Annotated in this window: 26 protein-coding genes and 1 pseudogene; 20 read left to right on the top strand and 7 right to left on the bottom strand. The window is 44.6% G+C overall.

All coding sequences use genetic code 11. The features are described from left to right. Positions 1-3 precede the first annotated feature (3 nt). From N646_RS05775 to N646_RS05695, 19 genes are all read left to right on the top strand, one after another. The gene (locus tag N646_RS05775) at positions 4-456 is read left to right on the top strand and encodes a phage protein (RefSeq protein WP_017821175.1); all 453 of its coding nucleotides are present in this window, start codon (positions 4-6) and stop codon (positions 454-456) included. A 20-nt stretch (positions 457-476) separates the two neighbouring features. Beyond that, complete coding sequence (locus N646_RS05770) at positions 477-683, top strand: TraR/DksA C4-type zinc finger protein (protein ID WP_017821176.1); 207 nt, start codon at positions 477-479, stop codon at positions 681-683. A 4-nt stretch (positions 684-687) separates the two neighbouring features. Next, positions 688-897 (top strand): phage holin family protein, encoded by a 210-nt coding sequence (locus tag N646_RS05765; protein ID WP_017635442.1) that lies wholly within the window; start codon positions 688-690, stop codon positions 895-897. Continuing rightward, positions 884-1,474, top strand: coding sequence for a lysozyme (locus N646_RS05760; protein WP_017821177.1), 591 nt, complete (start codon positions 884-886; stop codon positions 1,472-1,474). Before N646_RS05765 ends, N646_RS05760 begins: the two co-directional genes overlap by 14 nt. Then, positions 1,449-1,790, top strand: a complete 342-nt coding sequence (locus N646_RS23285) for a hypothetical protein (RefSeq protein WP_017821178.1) — start codon at positions 1,449-1,451, stop codon at positions 1,788-1,790. The genes N646_RS05760 and N646_RS23285 overlap by 26 nt, the downstream gene beginning before the upstream one ends. A 22-nt stretch (positions 1,791-1,812) precedes the next feature. Continuing rightward, positions 1,813-2,001 carry an Rz1-like lysis system protein LysC gene (gene lysC, locus N646_RS05755; RefSeq protein WP_017635439.1) on the top strand — a complete coding sequence of 63 codons (189 nt, stop codon included), beginning with the start codon at positions 1,813-1,815 and terminating at the stop codon, positions 1,999-2,001. Further along, positions 1,994-2,275 (top strand): putative phage tail assembly chaperone, encoded by a 282-nt coding sequence (locus tag N646_RS05750; RefSeq protein WP_017821180.1) that lies wholly within the window; start codon positions 1,994-1,996, stop codon positions 2,273-2,275. Before lysC ends, N646_RS05750 begins: the two co-directional genes overlap by 8 nt. Positions 2,276-2,307: 32 nt before the next feature. Further along, positions 2,308-2,460 (top strand): DUF6890 family protein, encoded by a 153-nt coding sequence (locus N646_RS24955; protein WP_017821181.1) that lies wholly within the window; start codon positions 2,308-2,310, stop codon positions 2,458-2,460. A gap of 30 nt (positions 2,461-2,490) precedes the next feature. Further along, positions 2,491-4,470 carry a phage tail tape measure protein gene (locus N646_RS05745; RefSeq protein WP_017821182.1) on the top strand — a complete coding sequence of 660 codons (1,980 nt, stop codon included), beginning with the start codon at positions 2,491-2,493 and terminating at the stop codon, positions 4,468-4,470. After that, complete coding sequence (locus N646_RS05740) at positions 4,460-4,801, top strand: DUF2590 family protein (protein ID WP_017821183.1); 342 nt, start codon at positions 4,460-4,462, stop codon at positions 4,799-4,801. Before N646_RS05745 ends, N646_RS05740 begins: the two co-directional genes overlap by 11 nt. Continuing rightward, entirely contained in the window at positions 4,798-6,003 is a 1,206-nt protein-coding gene (locus tag N646_RS05735; RefSeq protein WP_017821184.1) for a baseplate J/gp47 family protein, read from the top strand. The genes N646_RS05740 and N646_RS05735 overlap by 4 nt, the downstream gene beginning before the upstream one ends. Beyond that, positions 5,996-6,592, top strand: coding sequence for a phage tail protein (locus tag N646_RS05730; protein WP_017635434.1), 597 nt, complete (start codon positions 5,996-5,998; stop codon positions 6,590-6,592). The genes N646_RS05735 and N646_RS05730 overlap by 8 nt, the downstream gene beginning before the upstream one ends. Positions 6,593-6,598: 6 nt before the next feature. Next, positions 6,599-8,377 (top strand): phage tail-collar fiber domain-containing protein, encoded by a 1,779-nt coding sequence (locus N646_RS23280; RefSeq protein ID WP_017821185.1) that lies wholly within the window; start codon positions 6,599-6,601, stop codon positions 8,375-8,377. Positions 8,378-8,380: 3 nt separating this feature from the next. Continuing rightward, positions 8,381-8,782 (top strand): hypothetical protein, encoded by a 402-nt coding sequence (locus tag N646_RS05720; protein ID WP_017821186.1) that lies wholly within the window; start codon positions 8,381-8,383, stop codon positions 8,780-8,782. Continuing rightward, positions 8,779-9,669, top strand: coding sequence for a hypothetical protein (locus tag N646_RS05715; RefSeq protein ID WP_017821187.1), 891 nt, complete (start codon positions 8,779-8,781; stop codon positions 9,667-9,669). The genes N646_RS05720 and N646_RS05715 overlap by 4 nt, the downstream gene beginning before the upstream one ends. Then, positions 9,663-10,136 carry a baseplate complex protein gene (locus tag N646_RS05710; RefSeq protein ID WP_017821188.1) on the top strand — a complete coding sequence of 158 codons (474 nt, stop codon included), beginning with the start codon at positions 9,663-9,665 and terminating at the stop codon, positions 10,134-10,136. Before N646_RS05715 ends, N646_RS05710 begins: the two co-directional genes overlap by 7 nt. Further along, positions 10,133-11,773, top strand: coding sequence for a hypothetical protein (locus tag N646_RS05705; RefSeq protein WP_017821189.1), 1,641 nt, complete (start codon positions 10,133-10,135; stop codon positions 11,771-11,773). Before N646_RS05710 ends, N646_RS05705 begins: the two co-directional genes overlap by 4 nt. A gap of 234 nt (positions 11,774-12,007) precedes the next feature. Beyond that, positions 12,008-12,541, top strand: coding sequence for a hypothetical protein (locus N646_RS05700; protein ID WP_017821190.1), 534 nt, complete (start codon positions 12,008-12,010; stop codon positions 12,539-12,541). Between the two features lie 780 nt (positions 12,542-13,321). Further along, entirely contained in the window at positions 13,322-13,951 is a 630-nt protein-coding gene (locus N646_RS05695) for a DsbA family protein (RefSeq protein WP_017821191.1), read from the top strand. Between the two features lie 78 nt (positions 13,952-14,029). On the opposite strand, the gene N646_RS05690 is transcribed toward N646_RS05695, so the two are convergent. Together N646_RS05690 and rnt are read right to left on the bottom strand one after the other, a co-directional pair. Beyond that, positions 14,030-15,355 (bottom strand): Na+/H+ antiporter family protein, encoded by a 1,326-nt coding sequence (locus N646_RS05690; protein ID WP_017821192.1) that lies wholly within the window; start codon positions 15,353-15,355, stop codon positions 14,030-14,032. 28 nt (positions 15,356-15,383) lie between these two features. Beyond that, the gene (gene rnt / locus N646_RS05685; protein ID WP_005384888.1) at positions 15,384-16,028 is read right to left on the bottom strand and encodes a ribonuclease T; all 645 of its coding nucleotides are present in this window, start codon (positions 16,026-16,028) and stop codon (positions 15,384-15,386) included. 341 nt (positions 16,029-16,369) lie between these two features. Between rnt and motY the strand changes: the two are divergent. Beyond that, positions 16,370-17,250 (top strand): annotated as a pseudogene (gene motY / locus N646_RS05680) (flagellar protein MotY). Between the two features lie 121 nt (positions 17,251-17,371). On the opposite strand, the gene N646_RS05675 reads toward motY, so the two are convergent. The 5 genes from N646_RS05675 to rsxG all read right to left on the bottom strand — a co-directional run bounded on the left by N646_RS05675 (position 17,372) and on the right by rsxG (position 20,436). Then, entirely contained in the window at positions 17,372-17,806 is a 435-nt protein-coding gene (locus N646_RS05675) for a DUF2753 domain-containing protein (protein ID WP_005384886.1), read from the bottom strand. A 150-nt stretch (positions 17,807-17,956) separates the two neighbouring features. Continuing rightward, on the bottom strand, positions 17,957-18,373 hold the full coding sequence (gene gloA, locus N646_RS05670) for a lactoylglutathione lyase (RefSeq protein WP_005380739.1): 417 nt from the start codon (positions 18,371-18,373) through the stop codon (positions 17,957-17,959). Between the two features lie 32 nt (positions 18,374-18,405). Further along, positions 18,406-19,047, bottom strand: a complete 642-nt coding sequence (nth, locus tag N646_RS05665; RefSeq protein WP_005380743.1) for an endonuclease III — start codon at positions 19,045-19,047, stop codon at positions 18,406-18,408. 64 nt (positions 19,048-19,111) lie between these two features. After that, entirely contained in the window at positions 19,112-19,804 is a 693-nt protein-coding gene (locus N646_RS05660; RefSeq protein ID WP_005380745.1) for an electron transport complex subunit E, read from the bottom strand. After that, positions 19,804-20,436, bottom strand: coding sequence for an electron transport complex subunit RsxG (gene rsxG / locus N646_RS05655; protein WP_005380747.1), 633 nt, complete (start codon positions 20,434-20,436; stop codon positions 19,804-19,806). The genes N646_RS05660 and rsxG overlap by 1 nt, the downstream gene beginning before the upstream one ends. Positions 20,437-20,440: the final 4 nt, after the last annotated feature.

Genomic DNA, 20,440 nt, shown 5'->3' with positions numbered 1-20,440 from the left:
ACAATGAATTCTCGTTATACAGGGCGAAGCTTCGACATAAACATGCTGGGGATTTTGGTTCATGTGGAGTCGGCTACAGCAACCATCAATGATGAGTCTGCTGTTGATAAAGAGCGCGGCATTCCCACTGGATTTACTCATGGAGCTGTGAGTTGTGATGTTGAGTATGAGCTGGACTTGAACAACTTCCGTAAGCTTCAACAAAAAGCTCGCGAAGCTGGCAGTTGGCGCGGTATTAAGCCACACGACTGTATGTTCTATGCAAATACTGGCGATGATGAAGACAAAGTAGAGTTGTTTGGTGTGAAGCTTCAAATCTCAGATTTACTTAGTGTTGATCCAAACAGCAGTGATAAAACCAAGCGCAAGCTTAAAGGCTTTGTGACGAGCCCTCACTTTGTTCGCATTAATGGCATCTCATACCTAAGTAATGATGATACCCGCGGTTTGCTTTAAGCCTATCAGAGAGAGAACGAATGCCTGACTTTATCGACCATGCTAGTAGTAACGAAACCAAGTTTACTGAAATGGCAATCGCAAACCAGCTTAAACAGTCTATGAAGACAAGCGAACGAGAGAGTGCAAAAGAATGTCTTGAGTGTGGTGACCCTATCCCTGAAGGGCGTCAGATAGCTATAGCGGGGTGCCGGTTTTGCGCCCCTTGCCAGGCTAATTTGGAGTAACGATATGAAAGATTGGTTCGACAAATTAACCAGTGGAGTTGCTTACCTTGTGTCATTGGCAGGAATGACTTTCAGCAAGCTGACATTTGAACAGTGGTATTTCATTTTATCACTAGTGATTGGCCTTGCAGCACTGGGATTGAACTATTGGCACAAGCGAGCAATGCAACGTATTGCTAGCGAAAAAGGAGTAGCACTGAGTGAAACTGACTAAGCGCATCATTTGTTCTGTAGTCGCTGTGATCGGCTTGGTAACAGGTGGTACGGCTGTTTATGGACCAGAATTGACGCAGCCCATTGGGCAAGTTGTGGTATCGGAACGAGACTTAGGAACGCTGCGCATCACCCCTAAAGGACTGAAGTTGATTGGTGATGCAGAGGGATGCCGGCAGAACCCTTACGTTTGTCCGGGAGGTATTCCTACGAATGGAATTGGGAATACTCATGGTGTGCCAGATACGCCAATCACATTGGAGCAAGTCGCGATCGACTGGGTGAAAAACATTCAATCGGCCGAACGATGTGTGACCAATGCAGAAAGGATTTCAGGAGCGCAAATGAGCACGGGTCAATTTGACGCATTTACCAGCTTTGTTTTCAACTTCGGGTGTACCAAGTTTCGCAAAAATAAGGACGGCTCTGACACTCGGATTTACGAAGCAATCAAATATGGCAATTATCCCAAAGCCTGCGGTCACATTACGGAGTGGGTAAAGAGTCAGGGCGTTGTGCTTAAAGGACTCGTCACTCGAAGAGGATTAGAACGTGATCGCTGCATGGAAATGGATTAAGTGGATTGGTATTGCGGTGTTGGTGACGACCATCGCGGTGCTGAAGCTGCAGCTTCATACCGTCAAAGCAGAGAAAACCACATTAAGTGAAAAGCTCACCAAGGCAGAAGCAGACAACCAAATCAACTTAACCACCATTGAATTTTTGAAGGGTGAAAGTGAGCAAGCTAACAACATGTTAGTTCAGCGGCAACGGCAACACATAGCAGCAAAGGAAAAACTCAATGCAGACCTGGCAGCACTTAAAACAGAGCTGGCAAACGTTCAGTGCCATATCCCTGCCACTGTTACTGACCGCCTGCGCGACCCCTACTGAAACCGTCGCAATGCAGGTGTTCATGAAATTGCCACCTGCTGGAATGTTGGTGCCCTGTTCAAAACCACAAGTTCAAGGGACATGGCCGGAAGTGGTTACCGACGACATTCCCAAACTGAAAAACGCACTGACTGAGTGTGATAACCAGATTGAAGATTATTTGCAATGGCGTGCTAAGCACGAAAACAAGAAGAGAAGTAAAAATGACTAAACCTACCTTCACATCAAAACCTGTCGTAGTCGCTATCGGTGGCACTGACTTCGTATTTACGCCAACGGTACAGGATGCAAATAACTATACCAATGACATGATGCCTAACAACAAAGTCGCGCCTGCCTATACGTACTTAACGCGTACCGTGAACCCAGAGCAAAAAGATGAGCTCACTGAGTTACTTGATAGCGTTCCTGGCTTAACTATCGAGCTTTATGCCACGGTAAGTAACGCTTCTAAAGGTGGTATCGAAATCACACTAAAAAAATAACAGATAGGGCAAAGCGGATTGAAGACAATCCTTTGGAACAAGCCTTTGCCCTTCGTCGTCATTTTTTGCCGAGTGAGCCAGACGATGAAAGAAGTTTAAGTCGCGCTATCTGGCTGGACAAACACCAGTTCGAACGCGAAGAAAGAGCAGTAATGAGTGCTATCAGCCGACTGTTTAGTCATTAACAGACATAAAGAGCGAGTGAGTATTACGCGATGAGCATGGAAAAACTGTTGATGCACATAGCGTTGGTTGATCAAGTCACCAAGCCGCTGCAGGGGATTACTAAAGAAGTACAAGCTTCGATGGATGCTGGTAAGCAAGGCATGCAAAACATGGCGGCAGGTGGTGCGGGTTTAGTTGCCACGGGCTTTGCTATTCAAAATGCGCTGATGCCAGCGATTGAAATGGATAGAAAGCTAGGCGAAGTGAAGTCGTTAGGGGTTCTGGATGAGGATCTCACGAAGCTTTCAAAGACCGCACTTTGGACATCGGCAGAGTACGGGAAATCCGCAACAGATATTGTCGGCGCCTCATATGATATCAAGTCAGCATTTGGTGATATTGATGGAGGCAGCCTTTCTGACATCACCAAAAGCTCTGCCGTTTTAGCTGCTGCGACTAAGGCTGATACAGCAACTATTACGGATTATATGGGCACCATGTATGGTGTTTTCAAAAATCAAGCTGATGAAATTGGGGTTGGTATTTGGTCCAAACAAATTGCCGGCATGACCGCGCAGTCTGTTGAAATGTTTAAGACTACAGGCGCAGGCATGAGTAGTGCTTTTACTAGCATCGGAGCGAATGCGACCAGTGCAGGAGTTGCTATCGAAGAGCAGATGGCGATTTTAGGCACTCTTCAATCAACCATGAGTGGCAGCGAAGCGGGTACCAAATACAAAGCATTCTTAGCGGGTGTGGCCAACGCTCAAGATAAGCTCAATTTGTCGTTTACCGATAGCCAAGGTCAGATGCTGCCTATGCTAGATATTCTTGAACAATTGAAAGGTAAATATGGTGACACCTTAAGTGTTGCTGAAGCGGCTGATTTGAAAAAGGCATTCGGCTCAGAAGAAGCCGTTAGCATGATTAAGTTATTAATGGCTGATACCGAAGGACTCGCAGGCAGTATTGACCAACTTGGTCAAATCGAGGGAATGTCGAAGGCTGAGCAAATGGCCAGCACCATGACAGATCAGTGGGAACGGTTAGAAGCGGCATGGTTTGCGGTTCGTGCTGCGGTATTTGGTGCGATTCTTCCTTCAATCAATTCGGTTGTAGGCACCATGGCTGACGGCTTAATGGTGATTGTTGGTTGGACGGACCAATTTCCTTGGCTTGCTGAAATTCTTGGCTATGTCGCTATCGCAGGCCTGTCTCTTGGCGGGGTGATTGCAACATTGTCGCTTGCCATGGGTATCGGGCAAATGATGTCTGCTGGTTGGACGGTTACCATGACGAGTTTAAATAGCATCATGAAACTACTGCGTACTAGTACGCTGGCGAGTACTGCTGCTGCATGGCTGTTTAACGCCGCGCTTTGGGCCAACCCGTTAACTTGGGTTGTCGCTGGTATAGCGCTGCTTATAGGTGGTATTGCTGCGGCAATCTATTGGTGGGACGACTTAACCTCCGCGTTTAAAGATACGGCTTGGTTTGATGTTATTGCTTATGCTATCGAAGGACTCGTTGATTTACTCAATATGATCCCAGGTGTTGATATTGAACTGGGGAGCCAAATTGAAACGCCAGAGATGACAACGGCCGTCCAAGCTGAACACAGTACTCCTATATCACAGAACCTAGCTCCGGGTGATGCGTCAGAAGTTAAGCAATTAGAACTACTTAAACCTCAAATGAGTTACGAGTCTGCGATAGCGACGAACCAAGACGTTTATGGATATAAGCCAGAGCAAATGGCGCCGTTCAAAATTGCAGAAAGCCAGGTTATTTCTCAGCCAAGCATCAATGTTGAAGCTCCAAATCTAGATACTCAATCGCCTCAACCGTTTATCGAATATAAAGGGAAGAGCAACGAGCCACGATTGCCTCCTCAAGTGGTGAACAATATGAAAACAACCAATCACAGTGATGCTAGTCGAGTTAGCTCTTTTGGCGACGTGTATATCACTGCCCCTAACGGAATAACACCAGACCAATTAGCCGAGTGGGATGAGCTCAATGTGGGGTAACGACTTAACAGAACGCAAGCGCTACAACGATATCAAAGTGGTCGAGGGTGGCTGGGATATGGACGCAGGCCAACAACCTAAAGAGTGCAGTGATTTATACAGCATCGCGCAGGACATTAAGCACGCGATCATGGAATCAGGATTGGCTCGCCAATTGGTTGCAGAAAGAAACCCAGCGTTACGCGCTGATGTAATGGTGCAAATTGAGCAACTTGCTGAGAGAGATGTAAGAGTGGTACCGGGTTCAGCGACAGCAAGAGAAACAGAAACTGGTGATATCACCTTAACCGCTAAGGCTTATGAATATGGGGAACTTGAGGTGAAAGCATGAGTAAACGACCAAGTACGGATTTTGTTCAGGTACTAAGTGAATCGGGTGTGCCAGTTACCGAAAAGGACTTTGAAACCAAACTAAAACAAGAAGTCGTGGGGGCTGGTAGCAAGGTTTCGAATGACTCCGAAATGTCACCGTTTTGGCGTTGGGTTCGCGCTGCAGTGGTCACGCCATGTGTTTGGCTGATTAGACATCTATTGGCTCAGCACGTTATGCCCAATATGTTCGTGGCAACCGCTGAGCGTTGGGCTCTGGACCTAAAAGCATGGGAGCACAATATCGCGCCGAAAGTAGCTCAAAGAGCACAAGGCTACATCACACTAACTAAAGCAAATGCTGCTGATGCGGTGACGATTGAGAAAGGGGCGGTTATTCAAACGCTACCTATAGATGGCGTTATGTATAAAGTTCAAGTTACTGAGCCTGGAATCATCGAGGCTGGTCACTTAAAGGGTAAGGTGCTTGTCGAAGCACTTGAAGCGGGCTCCGCATTTAACTTGCCGGCGGGGTATTTCAACATTATTCCTGAAGCGATACCGGGCATTGTTGATGCGGTGAATGAACCTGACTGGCTCTCTGTACTCGGTGCTGACGCAGAGACTGATGAAGAGTTAGCGCTTCGTATTCAAAATGCCTTTACTAGTTCTGGTGAATGGCACATCGATGATGTGTATCGCTCTATCATCGCCAGCGTAGCGGGGATCCGAAGTGATAACATCTATTTTAGAAATACAGGGGACATAACCCCTGGTTCAGCAGAAGCATTGATTTTGATGGAAGTGGGACCAACCCCGCTAACCGTTCTTGAACAGCTAAATGAGCACATAATGTCTAAAGGGCATCACGGTCACGGTGATGTACTTACCTGTAAAGCCATTCCCGATACGAAACATGAGATCACGGCGGATGTCGTCTTAGCTGAGAACTTAGACAGTACCACCAAAGTGAATGAACTTCTTGAAGTGGAAGCGAGGATTAGAGCGGCTTTTCGAGAAACAGCAGCTTACCCAGAAATGACACGCGCGAAACCTGAGCATCGTTTTAGCTTATCTTTGCTTGGTACTGAGATACATACCAACATGACGGAAGTTGAATCGGTAAGGTTTACCGTAGACGGAAAAGTCCAAAAAGACATTATCAGCAAGCTAGAACAGCCTCGCTTGAAATCACTCACAGTTAAGGAACTCGTGGATGTCTGAGTCTCGAAATTACGACCAAAGCCGACATTCCCCTCGCTTACCAGAAATAGTGATCCCATGGTGGCAGGACGGAAGAACGACGGCGGATGAAGTCAAAGAACCTCACTTTTTATCTAAAGGCGTTTTTTCATTCTTCCAGATAGTTTGGAGCAGTCTGCTATTTCCGCTTCGCCAAATGGATGCGTTGACCTGTAACGAAAAAGCATTGGAATTAATGGCATGGGATAGAGATATCAAAAGGTTTGAGAGTGAGCCACTTTCACTATTTCGAAAGCGAGTGAAATACGCAGAAGTGAACGCCAAAGACGCAGGTAGCGTAGCGGGCTTCAAGCGGATTTTTGAAAGGCTAGGCATTGGCATCGTTAAGTTCAAAGAGCGTCAAAGCGAAGTTCAGTGGGACGTTTGTACTATTGAGCTAAGTGATGGCGATATCTCGCAAAACAGCAAGTTGGTTCAAGTGCTCATAGAGCAGTATGGGAGAACTTGCCGTCGATATCGATTTGAAGTTGTTTATCCCATTCAGGTGCACATTCGTACGGCCTGTTTCAGCCAAAGTCAGCAGCTATTTAGTGCAAAACTAGAGGAATAATACAGTATGAGCCAAACCATTATCCCTGCTCAGTTTGAGCGCTATTTAGTGGATAAAATTACAGCGGGTAGTACGACAGACATGAACGAGTTTGTGTTTGCTCATATTCCTAACTTGGACGCTGAATCACCGATTGACCGTGCCCTAGGTTTGCCTAGTGAAGCGTATATCGTGCATCGTCAAAAAGTGGACCAGGCTGCGCGACTTAATAGTAATACGTTGGTGTATTCCGTCATTCTTCAGTCAACCACACCGAGTTTTAAGTTCAATGCGATTTACCTCCATGACAAGCATGTTGAGAACTCCTGTGGCTTGATCGTGTATAAGAACACGGAAACTAAAGAAGAAAACATGACCACTATTAAGTCCGTCGCGCAGGAATACAGTGGCGCTGCAGCGATAGCAAATATTCATGTTGATCCAAGAACTTGGCAGATAGATTTTCATGCGCGCTTAATGGGCATTGATGATGATTTACGTTTGGTGAACCTTGACCATTATGGCGGTTCGGCCTTTGTACGTGGCTGCTCGGTTGTCGCTAAAGGAAAGTCAAACACATTTGTTGTTAGTCCCGGAGTTGTTTATGTCTCAGGGTTACGTGTTGAGCTCTCAAAAAAAGAGGTGGTGGTCAGTGATGGCGTTCCCTGCGGCTTGTACTTAGATGTGGTACGTCAAGGCAGCGCACTCTCTCGTTGGGAAAACATAGCGACAGTAAGAAGCTCAAAAACAGAACTCAGTAATTACGTTGATGAAAACGGTCAACAGCATTACATCGCTCGACTTGCTGGCATTGACTCCCATGGCAATGTTACTGATTGGCGTGTGTGGGATGTTATCACTCAGCAACAAGCTGAAGCTGGTGAGGATGAACACCGTAGCCTATGGAGTGCAAAACGAGTCTTTCAGTCTGTCGCGTCATACATCAACAAGAATGTTAAGAATGCCACTAAAACAGCCTCCGGTTGGATGAGTGCAAGCGATAAGAAAAAATTAGACGGGATTCAGAGTGGGGCTCAAGTCAATGTAGCAACTAACTTGAGCGTGTCTCGCAACGCCAATTCTCAAACGGTTAATAGCTCTACGGGTAAAGATGCCACTTTAAGTGCCGCAACAACATCTAGCGCCGGGGTTATGACCGCAGCAGACAAGAAGAAGCTGGATGGCATACAAGCTGGAGCGCAAGCGAATATCGCAACTAACTTGACGGCATCTCGCAATGCCACAACTCAAACGATCAAGAGTTCTACAGGTAAAGATGCTGTTTTAAGTGCGGTGACGGCATCTCATGCAGGGGTAATGACGGCAGCAGATAAGAAAAAGCTCGATGGAGTTGCCACTCAAGCTACGAAAAACCAAACAGACGCACATTTAAAGAACCGAGCTAATCATACGGGCACTCAAGCGATTTCTACTATTAGAGGTTTACAAGAAGCACTCAGTAGTAAATCAAATACAAAGCGGTCAATTTTGTGGAATGGAAGAGCGCCAGGTAATACGAAGCTAAAAACGTCAGAGCCTATTACAAACTTCGACTTCTTGATAGTGACAGCCGAAGGTGGTTATGCAGCGGCGTCAGGGCTAAGTCTTAGCGCGATTGTTGATGTGCAATTAGCAATGGAGCTGGGCCAGTTTTATGTCATCTTGCAGAGTGATGGCAAGTACGGGTTTACCTTGACATGTAAGGAAGTTCAATCGGTTAGAGGTGGTACTTCTCTAAAATACGATGGTGTGACCGCCTATTCAGGTGAGCATTATTTGAGAAAGATTGTGGGCGTTAAGGTGTAAGGCATGGATAAAGAGCAAATATATGGATTAGTGGGAACAGGGTGCTTTCAAGTTGTCGGAGGTACCCCTCCGCATGGATGGATAGAGATCCCTTCACCACCCGAAAAGTTGCCTGCTGTCTTACAATCAAATGGCATATGGACATATCCAGATGCAGTTCCTGGTCAAGAAGAGCCATCCATTTTTGCTGAAGCAGAAAATCAATGGGTGGCACATGAAATGGTTTATGTGGATAGACAAGTCACATTACATGAAGACTCCGATCCTCGTTCTACGCTAACTGCTTCAGTTTGGAGAAGCTACCGGAGAGCGCTGCGCGACTATGTAAAGGATGGTGTAGTAACGATGGCCATTCGACCACAACGCCCTACGGAGAAATCCATGACAATTGAAGGCCGCTTATGACTTGGCACTTATCCCAATTAAACTGGCCAAGTTACTCGCAGAACATTCAAACCAAGGCTGAGTCAGTGACAGACGCAGTCGGCGCCGTAATGAATGAAGCGATTAACCGGTTAACCAACCATACAAGTGACGCCAATTACGGGCGTCACTCTTTAAGTGAAGAGGCGAGCGCTTTGCTTAAGCTGCGTAGTGAACTTCAATCCTTACTTGTCTCAGGAACCGTACTTACAGTGTCGCCATATCAGTTTCAAGTGGGGACCCGTTTGGACTCGGGGTGTTACCTCAATCCTAGTACTGCAATTAAAACGTTATCTTATAAGCTGCGGGATTACGCTGATAGGTACCGACCAAACGGCCATCTTCACGGAATTGCGATAATGGTAACGGCCTCTCAATTGAATCAATTTTCTCGGCAGCTCATTGAGCTTACATCATTGCTTCCAATGCCTGAATGGTGCCAAGTAGCTAGGCAAAGTCATGCTTTAAATACCAATGACGTTGATAAGTTCCATCAACCTGCAGCGCTCGCTCTACCACGCTTTAAGCCGATGGCTTTACTCAACGCTAACCCATTACATGATGCTTTACATTGGCAAGGTGCCCAAGTAGCTACGCTAGAGTCATTAGCAGACGATGACCATCACGTAATTGACAAGTTGCAGTTATTAGCAGCAAAACGCAATAAAAAGATGGAAGAAATCAAGGCTCAGCTCAACGCCCTGAAGAACTTGAAAGGAAGTATCTATGCGTTCTCCGTGGAGGGCAATGCGGAAAGTATAGCGACACGGTTGAATCAAGCGGGAGCGCCCAACAATCATCAATTTACATTAGCAAGCTTATTGCTTAGCTATGAACCTATGACGTTTTTTGAGGAGCTATTATGCTAGCTCTAGATGGTGTGCCAATTAACTTAGACTCGATGACCGTTGAAATGTCTATGGAGTTTAAAGACCAGGACATGAGTGGGCAGTCTTCTGGTACCGAGGTGGCAGAGCAAGGTGACAAAGGCAAAAAGCTTACCTTTAGTGGTCGTGTTCCATTCATTCGTATAGAAACACTGACCCAACTTTATGCGTTTGCTTCAGATAAAGATGAGTCGAATGCTAGGCGTATTTATCGAATCGGCAATGACATTGCGCTCGCACTTAAAATTCGCAATGTGAAGTTCACTGGACGTATTCAAGCAAGAGAACATGAAACTCTACAGGCTTGGAATGTATCTTTTGAGCTTCGGGAGTACAACAGTGTCGCCGAGCAAAAAGAGCAGCGGATTAAAGCGCAAAGCAAGCCAGAGCAGCGAGAGAACACTCGGTTGAAACAGGCACTCATCACCGCAGAGGAGGCGACTCAATGAAGTTAGAGAAGCGCTTGTATATAAGCGGCGAAGAAGTCAAATTGGCAAGTAACATGGTGAGCTTAAAGCTTTCTTTGGGTAGTGTGGCCATCTTTGAAATTGAAGCTACACAACCCTTGAAATTATTCGAGCCGGTGCGTTTTGATATTGGATATGAAAACAAAACGTCGCCTTGGTTTGAGGGCTATGTTGATAAAATCCAATCTACAGTCAATGGCTACCAAAAAATCACAGTAAAAGAACTGACAGGTATTTTGAGTAAACGTTGGTCTCTCAGTTTAGAGCATCCAAATGCCGAGCAAGTTATTGATGCGCTCTCTCACCTTACTGGTCTCGAGTTTAATCTACCCAATGAAGAATACATGAAGACCGCGATCCCAAACTTTGTTTGCCAGGGAACGGGTTATCAATGTTTAGATCAGGTCGCTAAGGCTTTTTCTATTCCTGACTGTGTTTGGTTTCAACATACTGACCAGGTAGTTTATTTTGGCTCCTATCAAGATAGCCATTTCAACGACAAACCAATGCCACTACCTGAAGAGTTTACGAGTCGTCAAAATGGTAACAGTGTCACCTTTGTTCCGTTTCCTATGCTTAGACCAGGTCGGGTTGTGAATGGTAAGCGAGTCAATCGGGTTGACTTAATACAGGATGATATGACGGCGTATTGGAAAGCTGAACAGTCTGAAGTCATACCTAAAAAGCGAGAAACACTACAGCATTTTCCTGAATTAGCAGCTGGCTTTCACTTGCCAAAGTTCGGGCGAGTCGAAATGGTCAGAGACAGTGCGACGGCGGGTAAAGTATCTGACCCATTTCGGCCAAGACTCTCTGTTGATGTGCAAGTTCTAGATGAGAATTTGCAACCAGATAGTAACGTACCGGTTTATCGCTCGATTCCACTGCCAGTTAACATGAGCGGACATGAGTCCGGATTGTTAGCGTATCCATTAGAAGGGACATTGGTTGAAATTGCTTTCGCTTATGGTCGAAGCGATAGACCCATCATACGTGGCGTTTATGGACGTGAATATGCGCTTCCCTCAATAGAGCCTGGTGAACAACTACAACAGCAACGTGAAGAAGTGAGTTATCGAGTCGATGCCGCAGGAAATACAACACTGCAGACTGACCAAACTCAAAATCAGAGAGCGTTTGGTAAGTTAGACCAATTTGAACGGTATAAAGGTGAGTTTGGCCAGCATCAGCTTTTTGTAAATGAGCACAGCACTGAAGAAGTGAATGGTAAGAAGCTCATTGAAGCGCTTGGCGCTATTAATTTGTTGTCAGGAGATGATCTGGTGTTAGGAAGCTTGGGTAACATGCAAACGGCTACCGCTGGCGAACTGATTGAGACCATCGGAAAATTTCGCCGAAGTATTGCCGCTGAGCACCAATGGCTTCAATCACCTAAGACTTGGATAGGCTCTAAGCAAGAGAATGTGTTGATTCTTTTATCGGAGCTAATGCAGGTGGTTAAAGAATTGGCCGACACTTTAGCAACGCATACACACAGCGGTGTAGCACCAGGACGAGCAAGCACCAAAACACCAGTCCAAGCGAATGATATTGTTGGCCATGGGGAGGATAGTATGAAATTGAAGGGAAGACTCGAACCGATAACACAAACAAGCTAGTTGCCCAACGGGTGGGGGATAACCCACTTGGACTTTAATGTTGATAGCTTAACAATTGTTATCCATATATTAATTAGGCTTATTACCTTCTTATGCCATGTTTTTGATAGACAAAATAACCATTTTGTAGGGAGATTCGCTGGAATACTCCATTAAGAATAATAACTGTTTGAAATTATTGTTATTCTCTTTCCTATTTTTGTATTTAAAGAACCATTAATTAGGGGTAAGGGGATGACAATCAGTACTCTAGTAGCTGCAGTATTTGTAGTGGTGGGTTTGTGTCTCGTTTTTAAAAAAAGCACTCAAAATAAGAAGATCTATAAAATGTTTGAGGACTGGAATTGGTGGGTAGAAATTGTCAACGAAGACCACAAACCTTGGCTCTCTGGTAAGGTGGTTAGAAAATCGAAAAATTACCAGTTTGCTATCGTTGGTTGCTTGAAGAGAGATAGTTTAGATACGGAGTTATTGAATAATCTAGAAACTAAGTTTGGGGCATTGCCGGACTTTGTACCTTGCCAGTGTCTCATTCTAGACGCTTCAACGCTTGTGCTTGGGGGAGTCGAAGATGATAAAAAAGTTGCTGAGCTTTACCACTGTATCCCAACTAAACAATCAAGTTGCGTGAAGCTAGTTATTCAAGATTCAACCATTGTTCTTCCCGAAGACGACGAAGATCTGAACCAATTCGAGCTGCTATGGAGCTGCTCTGAAATGCAGTCCGTAGGACAAGGTGATGATGAAAGCAAGTTTAAGGCATATTAGCACACATAAAGAACTTGATTTTCACACAACCAACGCAGCCATACGGCTGCGTTTTTTTATGTTGGTCTCAAACTAAAGCTACAAGTCATATGGCGATGAACGGTTATGAACTCACGGGACAGACTGAGCGGATGACAAAATCCGCACTCTCCTCACCCGCCTGCGAGCTTTTTCGATCAGTTTTTTTTCAGTTTTTGTGTACTGAAATTTAGTGGGGAGAGTTCTTAGAGTGTCTCGCGGGAAACCATATATATAGCGGGGCTTGCGAGAGAATAGAGCTACTTAGAGTCTAGACTGAGAGTGTTTTGAAAATTTCAAAGATTGAAAATATTTTCAGTAAATTCCAATTTTAATGATCTGGAAAGATCAAGGTGGCTTTTGTAAGTGCATGAAAAATAAGTGTTGTTCAGGATTTTGTGAGAAATATAGATGATCAGGTGAGCGAAGATAAGATCTGATTAAGAGGGCATAGAGCCTTACTCGATAAGGCTTTAGAGCGAATTATTAAGATAAAGCAGTTTTTCAATTTATGAGACGGTATAATTAAACTTAGATGTCAAAATCACTGTGCAGTTAACGGGACAAAACCGCTGTTTACGTGTTGATGAAGAAGAGGGGAACGAGTGAGTGCTGGACCTATATTGTTATCAGGGTTACAAGCAAAACTCGTTAACTCTTAAGCAGAAACCAAGCAATAAGATTTAAATGTGTCGCCACTTTATCGCCATTTATTATTCTTGTTTCATTTAACTAATTGATTTTATAGGTTAAAAAATTAAAGTGGATATAAAGCTTTACTACGTGCATGACCCAATGTGCAGTTGGTGTTGGGGTTACAAACCAACGCTGGATAAACTAAAACAGCAACTGCCAGGTGTGATTCAGTTTGAGTATGTGGTTGGTGGTCTTGCGCCAGATACTAATTTACCGATGCCGCCCGAGATGCAACAAAAACTCGAAGGTATTTGGAAGCAGATTGAGCGCCAGTTAGGCACTAAGTTTAACTACGATTTCTGGAAGCTTTGTACGCCAGTTAGAAGCACTTACCAATCTTGTCGTGCGGTTATTGCAGCGGGCTTTCAAGACTCTTATGAGCAGATGCTAGAAGCGATTCAGCATGCGTATTACTTACGTGCGATGCCTCCTCATGAAGAAGCCACTCACTTGCAACTAGCGAGAGAAATTGGCTTGAATGTTCAGCAATTCAAGAATGACATGGATGGCTCTTTCTTAGAAGGTGTGTTCGAAGATCAATTGAGCCTTGCAAAGAGCCTAGGTGTGAGCTCTTACCCTAGCTTGGTTCTTAAAATTAACGACGCTTATTTTCCGATTGCCATCGATTACCTGTCGACAGAACCAACCTTGAAGCTGATTCGTGAGCGTATTATTGACAATATGCCAGCGCAATAACCACAGTTATGAATAACAAAAAGCCGCTCATTGAGCGGCTTTTTCGTAACTAAATGTATATCCATCCAAACAATAGTATTAAAGCACCATTGCTGCAATCCAACCAAAGATGATTAGAGGGATATTGTAATGGATAAAGGTTGGAACGACTGTTTCCCAAATGTGCTCATGTTGACCGTCGGCATTTAGACCAGATGTAGGGCCTAATGTAGAGTCAGAAGCTGGAGAGCCTGCATCACCTAACGCCGCTGCAGTACCTACCAGTGCAATCGTTGCCATCGGCGAGAAACCGAATGCTAGCGCAAGAGGCACATAGATAGTTGCAAGGATTGGAATCGTAGAGAACGATGAACCAATGCCCATTGTTACTAATAGACCAACGATCAGCATCAGTAGTGCAGCTAGAGGCTTATTGTCACCGATGCTGGTTGATAGCGATTGTACTAGTGTTTCAACACCGCCAGTTTGCTTCATTACTGCTGCAAAACCTGCCGCTGCAATCATGATGAAGCCAATCATTGCCATCATGTGTACACCTTTAGTGAACACGTCGTGTGTCTCTTTCCATGCAATAACGCCGCCGAAAGTAAACACCATAAAGCCAGCTAGAGCACCGATAATCATTGAACCCGTGTAAAGCTGAACACCCAATGCAGCGACAATACCAAGTGCCGCAACCAAGATGTGCTTTTTATTGATGACATGATCGGTTTCGTCAACGACAGTCAACTCAGTTTCTTTGTAGACACGCGGTTTACGATAGCTAACAAAGATAGCCAGTAATAGACCAAACAGCATTCCTGCACCCGGCAGTAACATGGCGGTTGGGACTTGGCTTGCAACCACGTTTTCCAAACCGTTGTCATGTAGGTTCTTTAATAGAATGTTGTTTAAGAAAATACCGCCGAAACCAACAGGTAAGATCATGTAAGGTGTGATCAAACCGAAGGTAAGAACACACGCGACCAAACGTCGGTCGAGCTTAAGTTTCGCGAATACGCCCAAAAGAGGTGGAATCAAAATTGGAATAAAGGCGATATGGACCGGAATTACGTTCTGAGATGACATCGTGACAAGCACTAATGCCACCAGCACGGCGTACTTTAACCCGGTAGTTGACGCCGAGTTTTCTTTACCATTTAAGCGCTTGATAACACTTTTGGCCAGTAGATCCGTGATGCCTGATTTCGAGATGGCAACAGCGAAAGTACCTAACATGGCGTAGCTTAGTGCGATAGTTGCACCGCCACCTAGACCACTTTCAAATGCGGCAACCGTATCCCCAAGGCTCATGCCTGCGACTAGGCCGCCTACGATGGCACTAAACGTGAGGGCAACCACCACGTTTACGCGCATCAATGCTAACACGAGCATGACGCACACTGATATAACGACAGGATTCATACTTTTCCTAATATGTTGTGTTTACTTATTATTCTTCGTCGACAAGCGGCCAACCGCCGAGGGCCTTCCATTTGTTGACAATACCGCAGAATAATTCTGCTGTTTTTTGTGTATCGTAAAGCGCAGAGTGTGCTTCACGGTTATCAAATTCCATCCCGGCTGTTTTGCATGCTTTAGCGAGAACTGTTTGGCCATAAGCAAGGCCACTTAATGTAGCCGTATCAAAAGTAGCAAAGGGATGAAAAGGGACTCTTTTTAGTTTACAGCGTTCATTTGCTGCATTTACAAAACCCAAGTCGAATGCTGCGTTATGAGCAACCATAATTGCACGTGAGCAATCTGCGGCTTTTTGTTCTTTGCGAATAAGCTTATAAATTTCCTTTAGCGCCTCTTGCTCAGAAACAGCACCTCGAAGAGGGCTGAAAGGGTCACGAATACCATTGAATTCAAGCGCTTCTTTTTCTAAGTTAGCGCCTTCAAATGGTTCCACATGAAAATGAATGGTGGAGGCCGGATGCAACACGCCATGTTCGTCCATTTTCAACGTAACGGCACAGATTTCTAAAAGTGCATCAGTTTGAGCATTGAAACCAGCGGTCTCAACGTCTACTACCACAGGGAAATAACCACGAAAGCGTTTTTTCAAGGTTAGAGCTTCATTTTCTAGTGTCATGTTGGCTTATTTTTGTGTGACGAAGGCTGCATTATTGCAGATTATACCGATGAGAAAAACCGCAATTTAAGAGAAAACCGGAATTCTATTTTGCATCCAATCAATAAGTTTGTATTGCATATTATGTAGACGTTTATTCGCCATACTTTGCATCATGTAAATCGATAAAACATGAGGAAGTAAAACGCTAAGTGGCGGTTAAGGTGATTGGAACACTATGGCTCACATTAATGGCAGAGTGACAGATATTCCGATATTGGCGAGATTTTTGCATGCCCGTTGAAGTGGTTTTATTGATGCAATTTGACGGCAACAGACTGCCGTTTAAGAGACAGTATTAGATGAAGAAATGGCTGATTACCAGTGGTGTTGTATTTTCGTTGTTTAGCACAAGCAGCTTCGCTTTGATGGGCAAACGTTATGCTGCAACTCCACAGCAATCTCAATGGGAAATGGTGGTCAATACACCATTAGAATGTCAGCTTGTACACCCCATTCCAAGCTTTGGAGATGCGGTATTTTCATCTCGTGCGAATAAAAAAATCAATTTAGACTTTGAGTTAAAAATGCGTCGTCCGATGGGAGAAACACGTAACGTCAGTCTCATTTCTATGCCGCCACCTTGGCGACCAGGTGAACACGCCGATCGAATTACAAACCTAAAGTTTTTTAAACAGTTTGATGGTTATGTCGGAGGGCAAACAGCATGGGGCATTTTGTCTGAGCTGGAAAAAGGCCGTTATCCGACTTTTAGTTACCAAGATTGGCAGAGCCGAGATCAGAGAATTGAAGTCGCATTGTCATCAGTACTATTTCAAAACAAGTACAACGCGTTTAGCGACTGTATTTCCAACTTATTGAAATACAGTTTCGAGGACATTGCTTTTACGATTTTGCACTACGAAAGACAAGGTGATCAGTTAACCAAGGCTTCTAAAAAGCGTTTATCACAAATTGCAGATTATATCCGACATAATCAAGATATCGATCTCGTGCTGGTGGCGACGTACACAGATTCAACCGATGGTAAAAGTGCGAGTCAAAGTTTATCAGAGCGACGTGCAGAGTCACTTCGTGATTACTTTCAGTCTCTAGGGCTACCGGAAGATCGAATTCAAGTGCAAGGGTACGGCAAGCGTCGTCCTATTGCAGATAACGGTTCGCCAATAGGAAAAGCAAAAACCGCCGAGTCGTGATATCTCTAGGGCGAACCCAAGTGTGATGCTTATAAAAACGCCGAAGCTAGAAAGCTTCGGCGTTTTTGATTTACTGACGTTGTTAATAATATTTTAGTGGTATTTTGCCAAGCACCTTTCGGTGATTCCTACTGTATAATTTGAATGTTAGTTTAAGCGGAATTTGGCAATGACTTCGCAATTGGTTGCGGTATCTATTTTTTCAACCTGTTTGGCAATAGCCGGATTAGGGTGACGCTTCATAAAGTCTATCAACGCCTTAGTACAGCATCCTATCGAGTCGATAAAGCTTGCACACTCTTTATTTGGGCATTGTGGGATAAGTGTTAAGACTTTCTCAGAGGCCAGTTGAAGGTATTTGAGTTCATAGTCAGTATCTCCAGCCCAACGCCAGAACTGAGCTAAGTTATGACAAGAAATCACAGAAATTAATAATCGCTCGTCCGCCTCAATTTCCACACATTCGCTGATATCTTCACTCAGGCTTAGGGCTTGCTGGTAATGAAGAATGCTGCGAACAGGGTCATCTAGTTGAAGTGCCGTATCGGCTAGAAGTGTGTGTTTTTCCCATTCACTGATCATTATCGTAATCCCGCATATCGAAGTTGCGGACAAATCTAAACGATAACTATTATCAAGTAAAGAGTTTTGTTTATAAAAGGACAGGCAGATCGCAGACCTGCCTGTAATCGATGTTCAACTTGCAGTACAAGTGATTATTAGAAGTGCCGCTTAGCCTTCAAGACCTGCTGAAGCTTGCTTGTTTTGGATAAGCTCAATCATATAACCATCTGGGTCTTTTACGAATGCAATGTGCGTGCTTCCGCCTTTTACTGGACCTGGTTCACGCGTCACATTACCGCCCGCCGCTTTGATAGCGTCGCAAGTTGTGTAGATATCATCAACACCAATGGCGATATGACCAAAAGCGGTACCTAAGTCATACTCAGTTTTACCCCAGTTGTAAGTCAGTTCGATCACTGCACCTTGGGATTCGTCACCATAACCAAGAAACGCTAGCGTGTATTCGTACTCTTTATTTTCGTTAGTACGAAGCAGCTGCATGCCCATAACTTCAGTGTAAAACTTGATGGATTTGTCTAGATCACCTACGCGAAGCATAGTGTGGAGAATTCGACCGTTTGACATTTTTTGCTCCTAGCTTTGATTTACAAATAGCGTTAGCTATCTGGGTATACTTTCTCTTTATATTCGCACAAATCTTCGATAATACAGCTACCGCAGCGAGGCTTTCTTGCTACGCACGTATAACGACCATGAAGAATGAGCCAGTGGTGCACATCGAGTTTGAACTCTTTTGGCACAACTTTTAATAGCTTCTGCTCGACATCATCAACCGTTTTTCCCATCGCAAATTTAGTGCGATTCGACACGCGATAAATGTGCGTATCGACGGCAATAGTTGGCCAACCAAAAGCGGTGTTGAGCACGACGTTTGCGGTCTTGCGACCTACGCCTGGCAGCGCTTCTAACGCTGCACGATCTTCAGGAACTTCACCATTGTGTTTTTCCAACAAGATCTTACAAGTCTTGATTGTGTTTTCTGCCTTTGAGTTAAACAAACCGATGGTCTTTATGTATTCTTTTAAGCCATCGACTCCCAAATCAAGAATGCTTTGAGGTGTATTCGCTACAGGGAAAAGCTTGTCGGTGGCTTTATTGACGCTTACATCGGTTGCTTGAGCTGATAGTAATACAGCGATTAGCAGCTCAAAAGGGGAGCTCCAGTTAAGCTCAGTTTGAGGATTCGGATTGTTTTCTCGTAATCGCTCAAGAATTTCGATTCTTTTTATTTTGTTCATTGCTGACTTCCAATACCGTCTCTGCGGTTTATGAAAAAGGCTCCTATGACAGAGCCTTATCTTGTTATGCGTTAGTGACGCGAGCACGTTCTATGGTTGGTTTTTCTTCTTTTGGTTGACGTGCCTGAATTGAATTATCTATGACATTTTTGAGCGCTATCAACAGCCCAACACCGATAAATGCACCAGGTGGGAGAAGCGCTAACAGGAAGCTATTGTCAAATTGGAAAACTTGGATCCGTAGAGCTGAAGCCCAGTCTCCTAGGAGAAGGTCTGCTCCGTCGAATAGTGTGCCATTACCAATTAATTCGCGCATGGCACCTAAAACAACCAAGACGCTCGTCATACCAAGGCCCATCCACAAACCATCTAGCGCAGCGGGTGCAACATCATTTTTTGACGCGTAAGCTTCTGCTCGGCCAATAATAATGCAGTTCGTTACAATCAGAGGAATAAAGATACCTAGAGACAGGTATAAACCGTACGCATAGGCATTCATTAACAACTGAACGCAGGTAACGAGTGAGGCAATGATCATAACGAATACAGGTATACGGATCTCTTTTGGCACATAGTTACGAATAAGAGAAACTGTTACGTTGGATCCAACTAGCACAAGTAAGGTTGCAATACCAAGACCTAATGCATTGGTTATCGTGGAAGAAACCGCTAGCAGTGGACATAAGCCCAGCAGTTGTACGAGAGCGGGGTTATTACTCCACATACCGTTTTTCATCAGTAATTTATTCTCATTCATTACTGCTCTCCTTCACAGCCTAACGGCTGGCTAAGAATGTCTTCACGAGATTGGTTTACGTAGTTAACGGTATTTCGCACCACTTTTACGACGGCTCTTGGCGTGATCGTTGCACCAGTAAATTGATCGAAATCGCCGCCATCTTTACGAACTTTCCACGAATTCCAATTGTTTTCCGTGACTTGTTTTCCTGTAAAGCTCAGGATCCAGTCGGTGACACGAAGATCGATTTTATCGCCCAGACCAGGGGTTTCTTGGTGGTTTAGGACGCGTGTCCCCAAAATATTGCCCTGATTATCAATCCCAGTAATTACTTTTATCTCACCATTGTAGCCATCTGGCGCGATAGATTCTATTGCGATTGCTGTTGGTTCACCATTCTTCGTGGCGAGGTAGGCTGGCATCGCACGTAATGTCCCCAGATCTGGAGACGTGACCATTGTACAAGCTTGCGTGAGTGCGTTGTCATGCATGTTTTCTGGAATGACTTGATTCAAAACAGAAAGTAATTGTTTTTGCTCTTGTACCTTGATTTGGTCTTTTGTTAGGTACTGAGTAAGGGCGACTAATCCGGTTGTTGCACATGCAAATATCGCGAGTGTCAGACCATTTTTTCTAATAGCGGTTAACATGTTT

It is taken from the genome of Vibrio alginolyticus NBRC 15630 = ATCC 17749 (assembly GCF_000354175.2).
Taxonomy (GTDB): Bacteria; Pseudomonadota; Gammaproteobacteria; order Enterobacterales; family Vibrionaceae; genus Vibrio; species Vibrio alginolyticus.
This window is presented reverse-complemented; position numbering and strand designations above follow the sequence as displayed.

Excerpts from the sequence above, each read along its gene's own strand:
- gloA (WP_005380739.1), bottom strand. The coding sequence starts at position 18,373 with ATGTCAAACGGTCGAATTCTCCACACTATGCTTCGCGTAGGTGATCTA.
- N646_RS05675 (WP_005384886.1), bottom strand. The coding sequence starts at position 17,806 with ATGATCAGTGAATGGGAAAAACACACACTTCTAGCCGATACGGCACTT.
- N646_RS05705 (WP_017821189.1), top strand. The coding sequence starts at position 10,133 with ATGAAGTTAGAGAAGCGCTTGTATATAAGCGGCGAAGAAGTCAAATTG.
- nth (WP_005380743.1), bottom strand. The coding sequence starts at position 19,047 with ATGAACAAAATAAAAAGAATCGAAATTCTTGAGCGATTACGAGAAAAC.
- N646_RS05775 (WP_017821175.1), top strand. The coding sequence starts at position 4 with ATGAATTCTCGTTATACAGGGCGAAGCTTCGACATAAACATGCTGGGG.
- lysC (WP_017635439.1), top strand. The coding sequence starts at position 1,813 with ATGAAATTGCCACCTGCTGGAATGTTGGTGCCCTGTTCAAAACCACAA.
- N646_RS23280 (WP_017821185.1), top strand. The coding sequence starts at position 6,599 with ATGAGCCAAACCATTATCCCTGCTCAGTTTGAGCGCTATTTAGTGGAT.
- N646_RS05745 (WP_017821182.1), top strand. The coding sequence starts at position 2,491 with ATGAGCATGGAAAAACTGTTGATGCACATAGCGTTGGTTGATCAAGTC.
- N646_RS05740 (WP_017821183.1), top strand. The coding sequence starts at position 4,460 with ATGTGGGGTAACGACTTAACAGAACGCAAGCGCTACAACGATATCAAA.
- N646_RS05710 (WP_017821188.1), top strand. The coding sequence starts at position 9,663 with ATGCTAGCTCTAGATGGTGTGCCAATTAACTTAGACTCGATGACCGTT.
- N646_RS05660 (WP_005380745.1), bottom strand. The coding sequence starts at position 19,804 with ATGAATGAGAATAAATTACTGATGAAAAACGGTATGTGGAGTAATAAC.
- N646_RS05715 (WP_017821187.1), top strand. The coding sequence starts at position 8,779 with ATGACTTGGCACTTATCCCAATTAAACTGGCCAAGTTACTCGCAGAAC.
- N646_RS05735 (WP_017821184.1), top strand. The coding sequence starts at position 4,798 with ATGAGTAAACGACCAAGTACGGATTTTGTTCAGGTACTAAGTGAATCG.
- N646_RS05730 (WP_017635434.1), top strand. The coding sequence starts at position 5,996 with ATGTCTGAGTCTCGAAATTACGACCAAAGCCGACATTCCCCTCGCTTA.
- rnt (WP_005384888.1), bottom strand. The coding sequence starts at position 16,028 with ATGACACTAGAAAATGAAGCTCTAACCTTGAAAAAACGCTTTCGTGGT.
- N646_RS05765 (WP_017635442.1), top strand. The coding sequence starts at position 688 with ATGAAAGATTGGTTCGACAAATTAACCAGTGGAGTTGCTTACCTTGTG.
- N646_RS05750 (WP_017821180.1), top strand. The coding sequence starts at position 1,994 with ATGACTAAACCTACCTTCACATCAAAACCTGTCGTAGTCGCTATCGGT.
- N646_RS05720 (WP_017821186.1), top strand. The coding sequence starts at position 8,381 with ATGGATAAAGAGCAAATATATGGATTAGTGGGAACAGGGTGCTTTCAA.
- rsxG (WP_005380747.1), bottom strand. The coding sequence starts at position 20,436 with ATGTTAACCGCTATTAGAAAAAATGGTCTGACACTCGCGATATTTGCA.
- N646_RS05770 (WP_017821176.1), top strand. The coding sequence starts at position 477 with ATGCCTGACTTTATCGACCATGCTAGTAGTAACGAAACCAAGTTTACT.
- N646_RS05700 (WP_017821190.1), top strand. The coding sequence starts at position 12,008 with ATGACAATCAGTACTCTAGTAGCTGCAGTATTTGTAGTGGTGGGTTTG.
- N646_RS05690 (WP_017821192.1), bottom strand. The coding sequence starts at position 15,355 with ATGAATCCTGTCGTTATATCAGTGTGCGTCATGCTCGTGTTAGCATTG.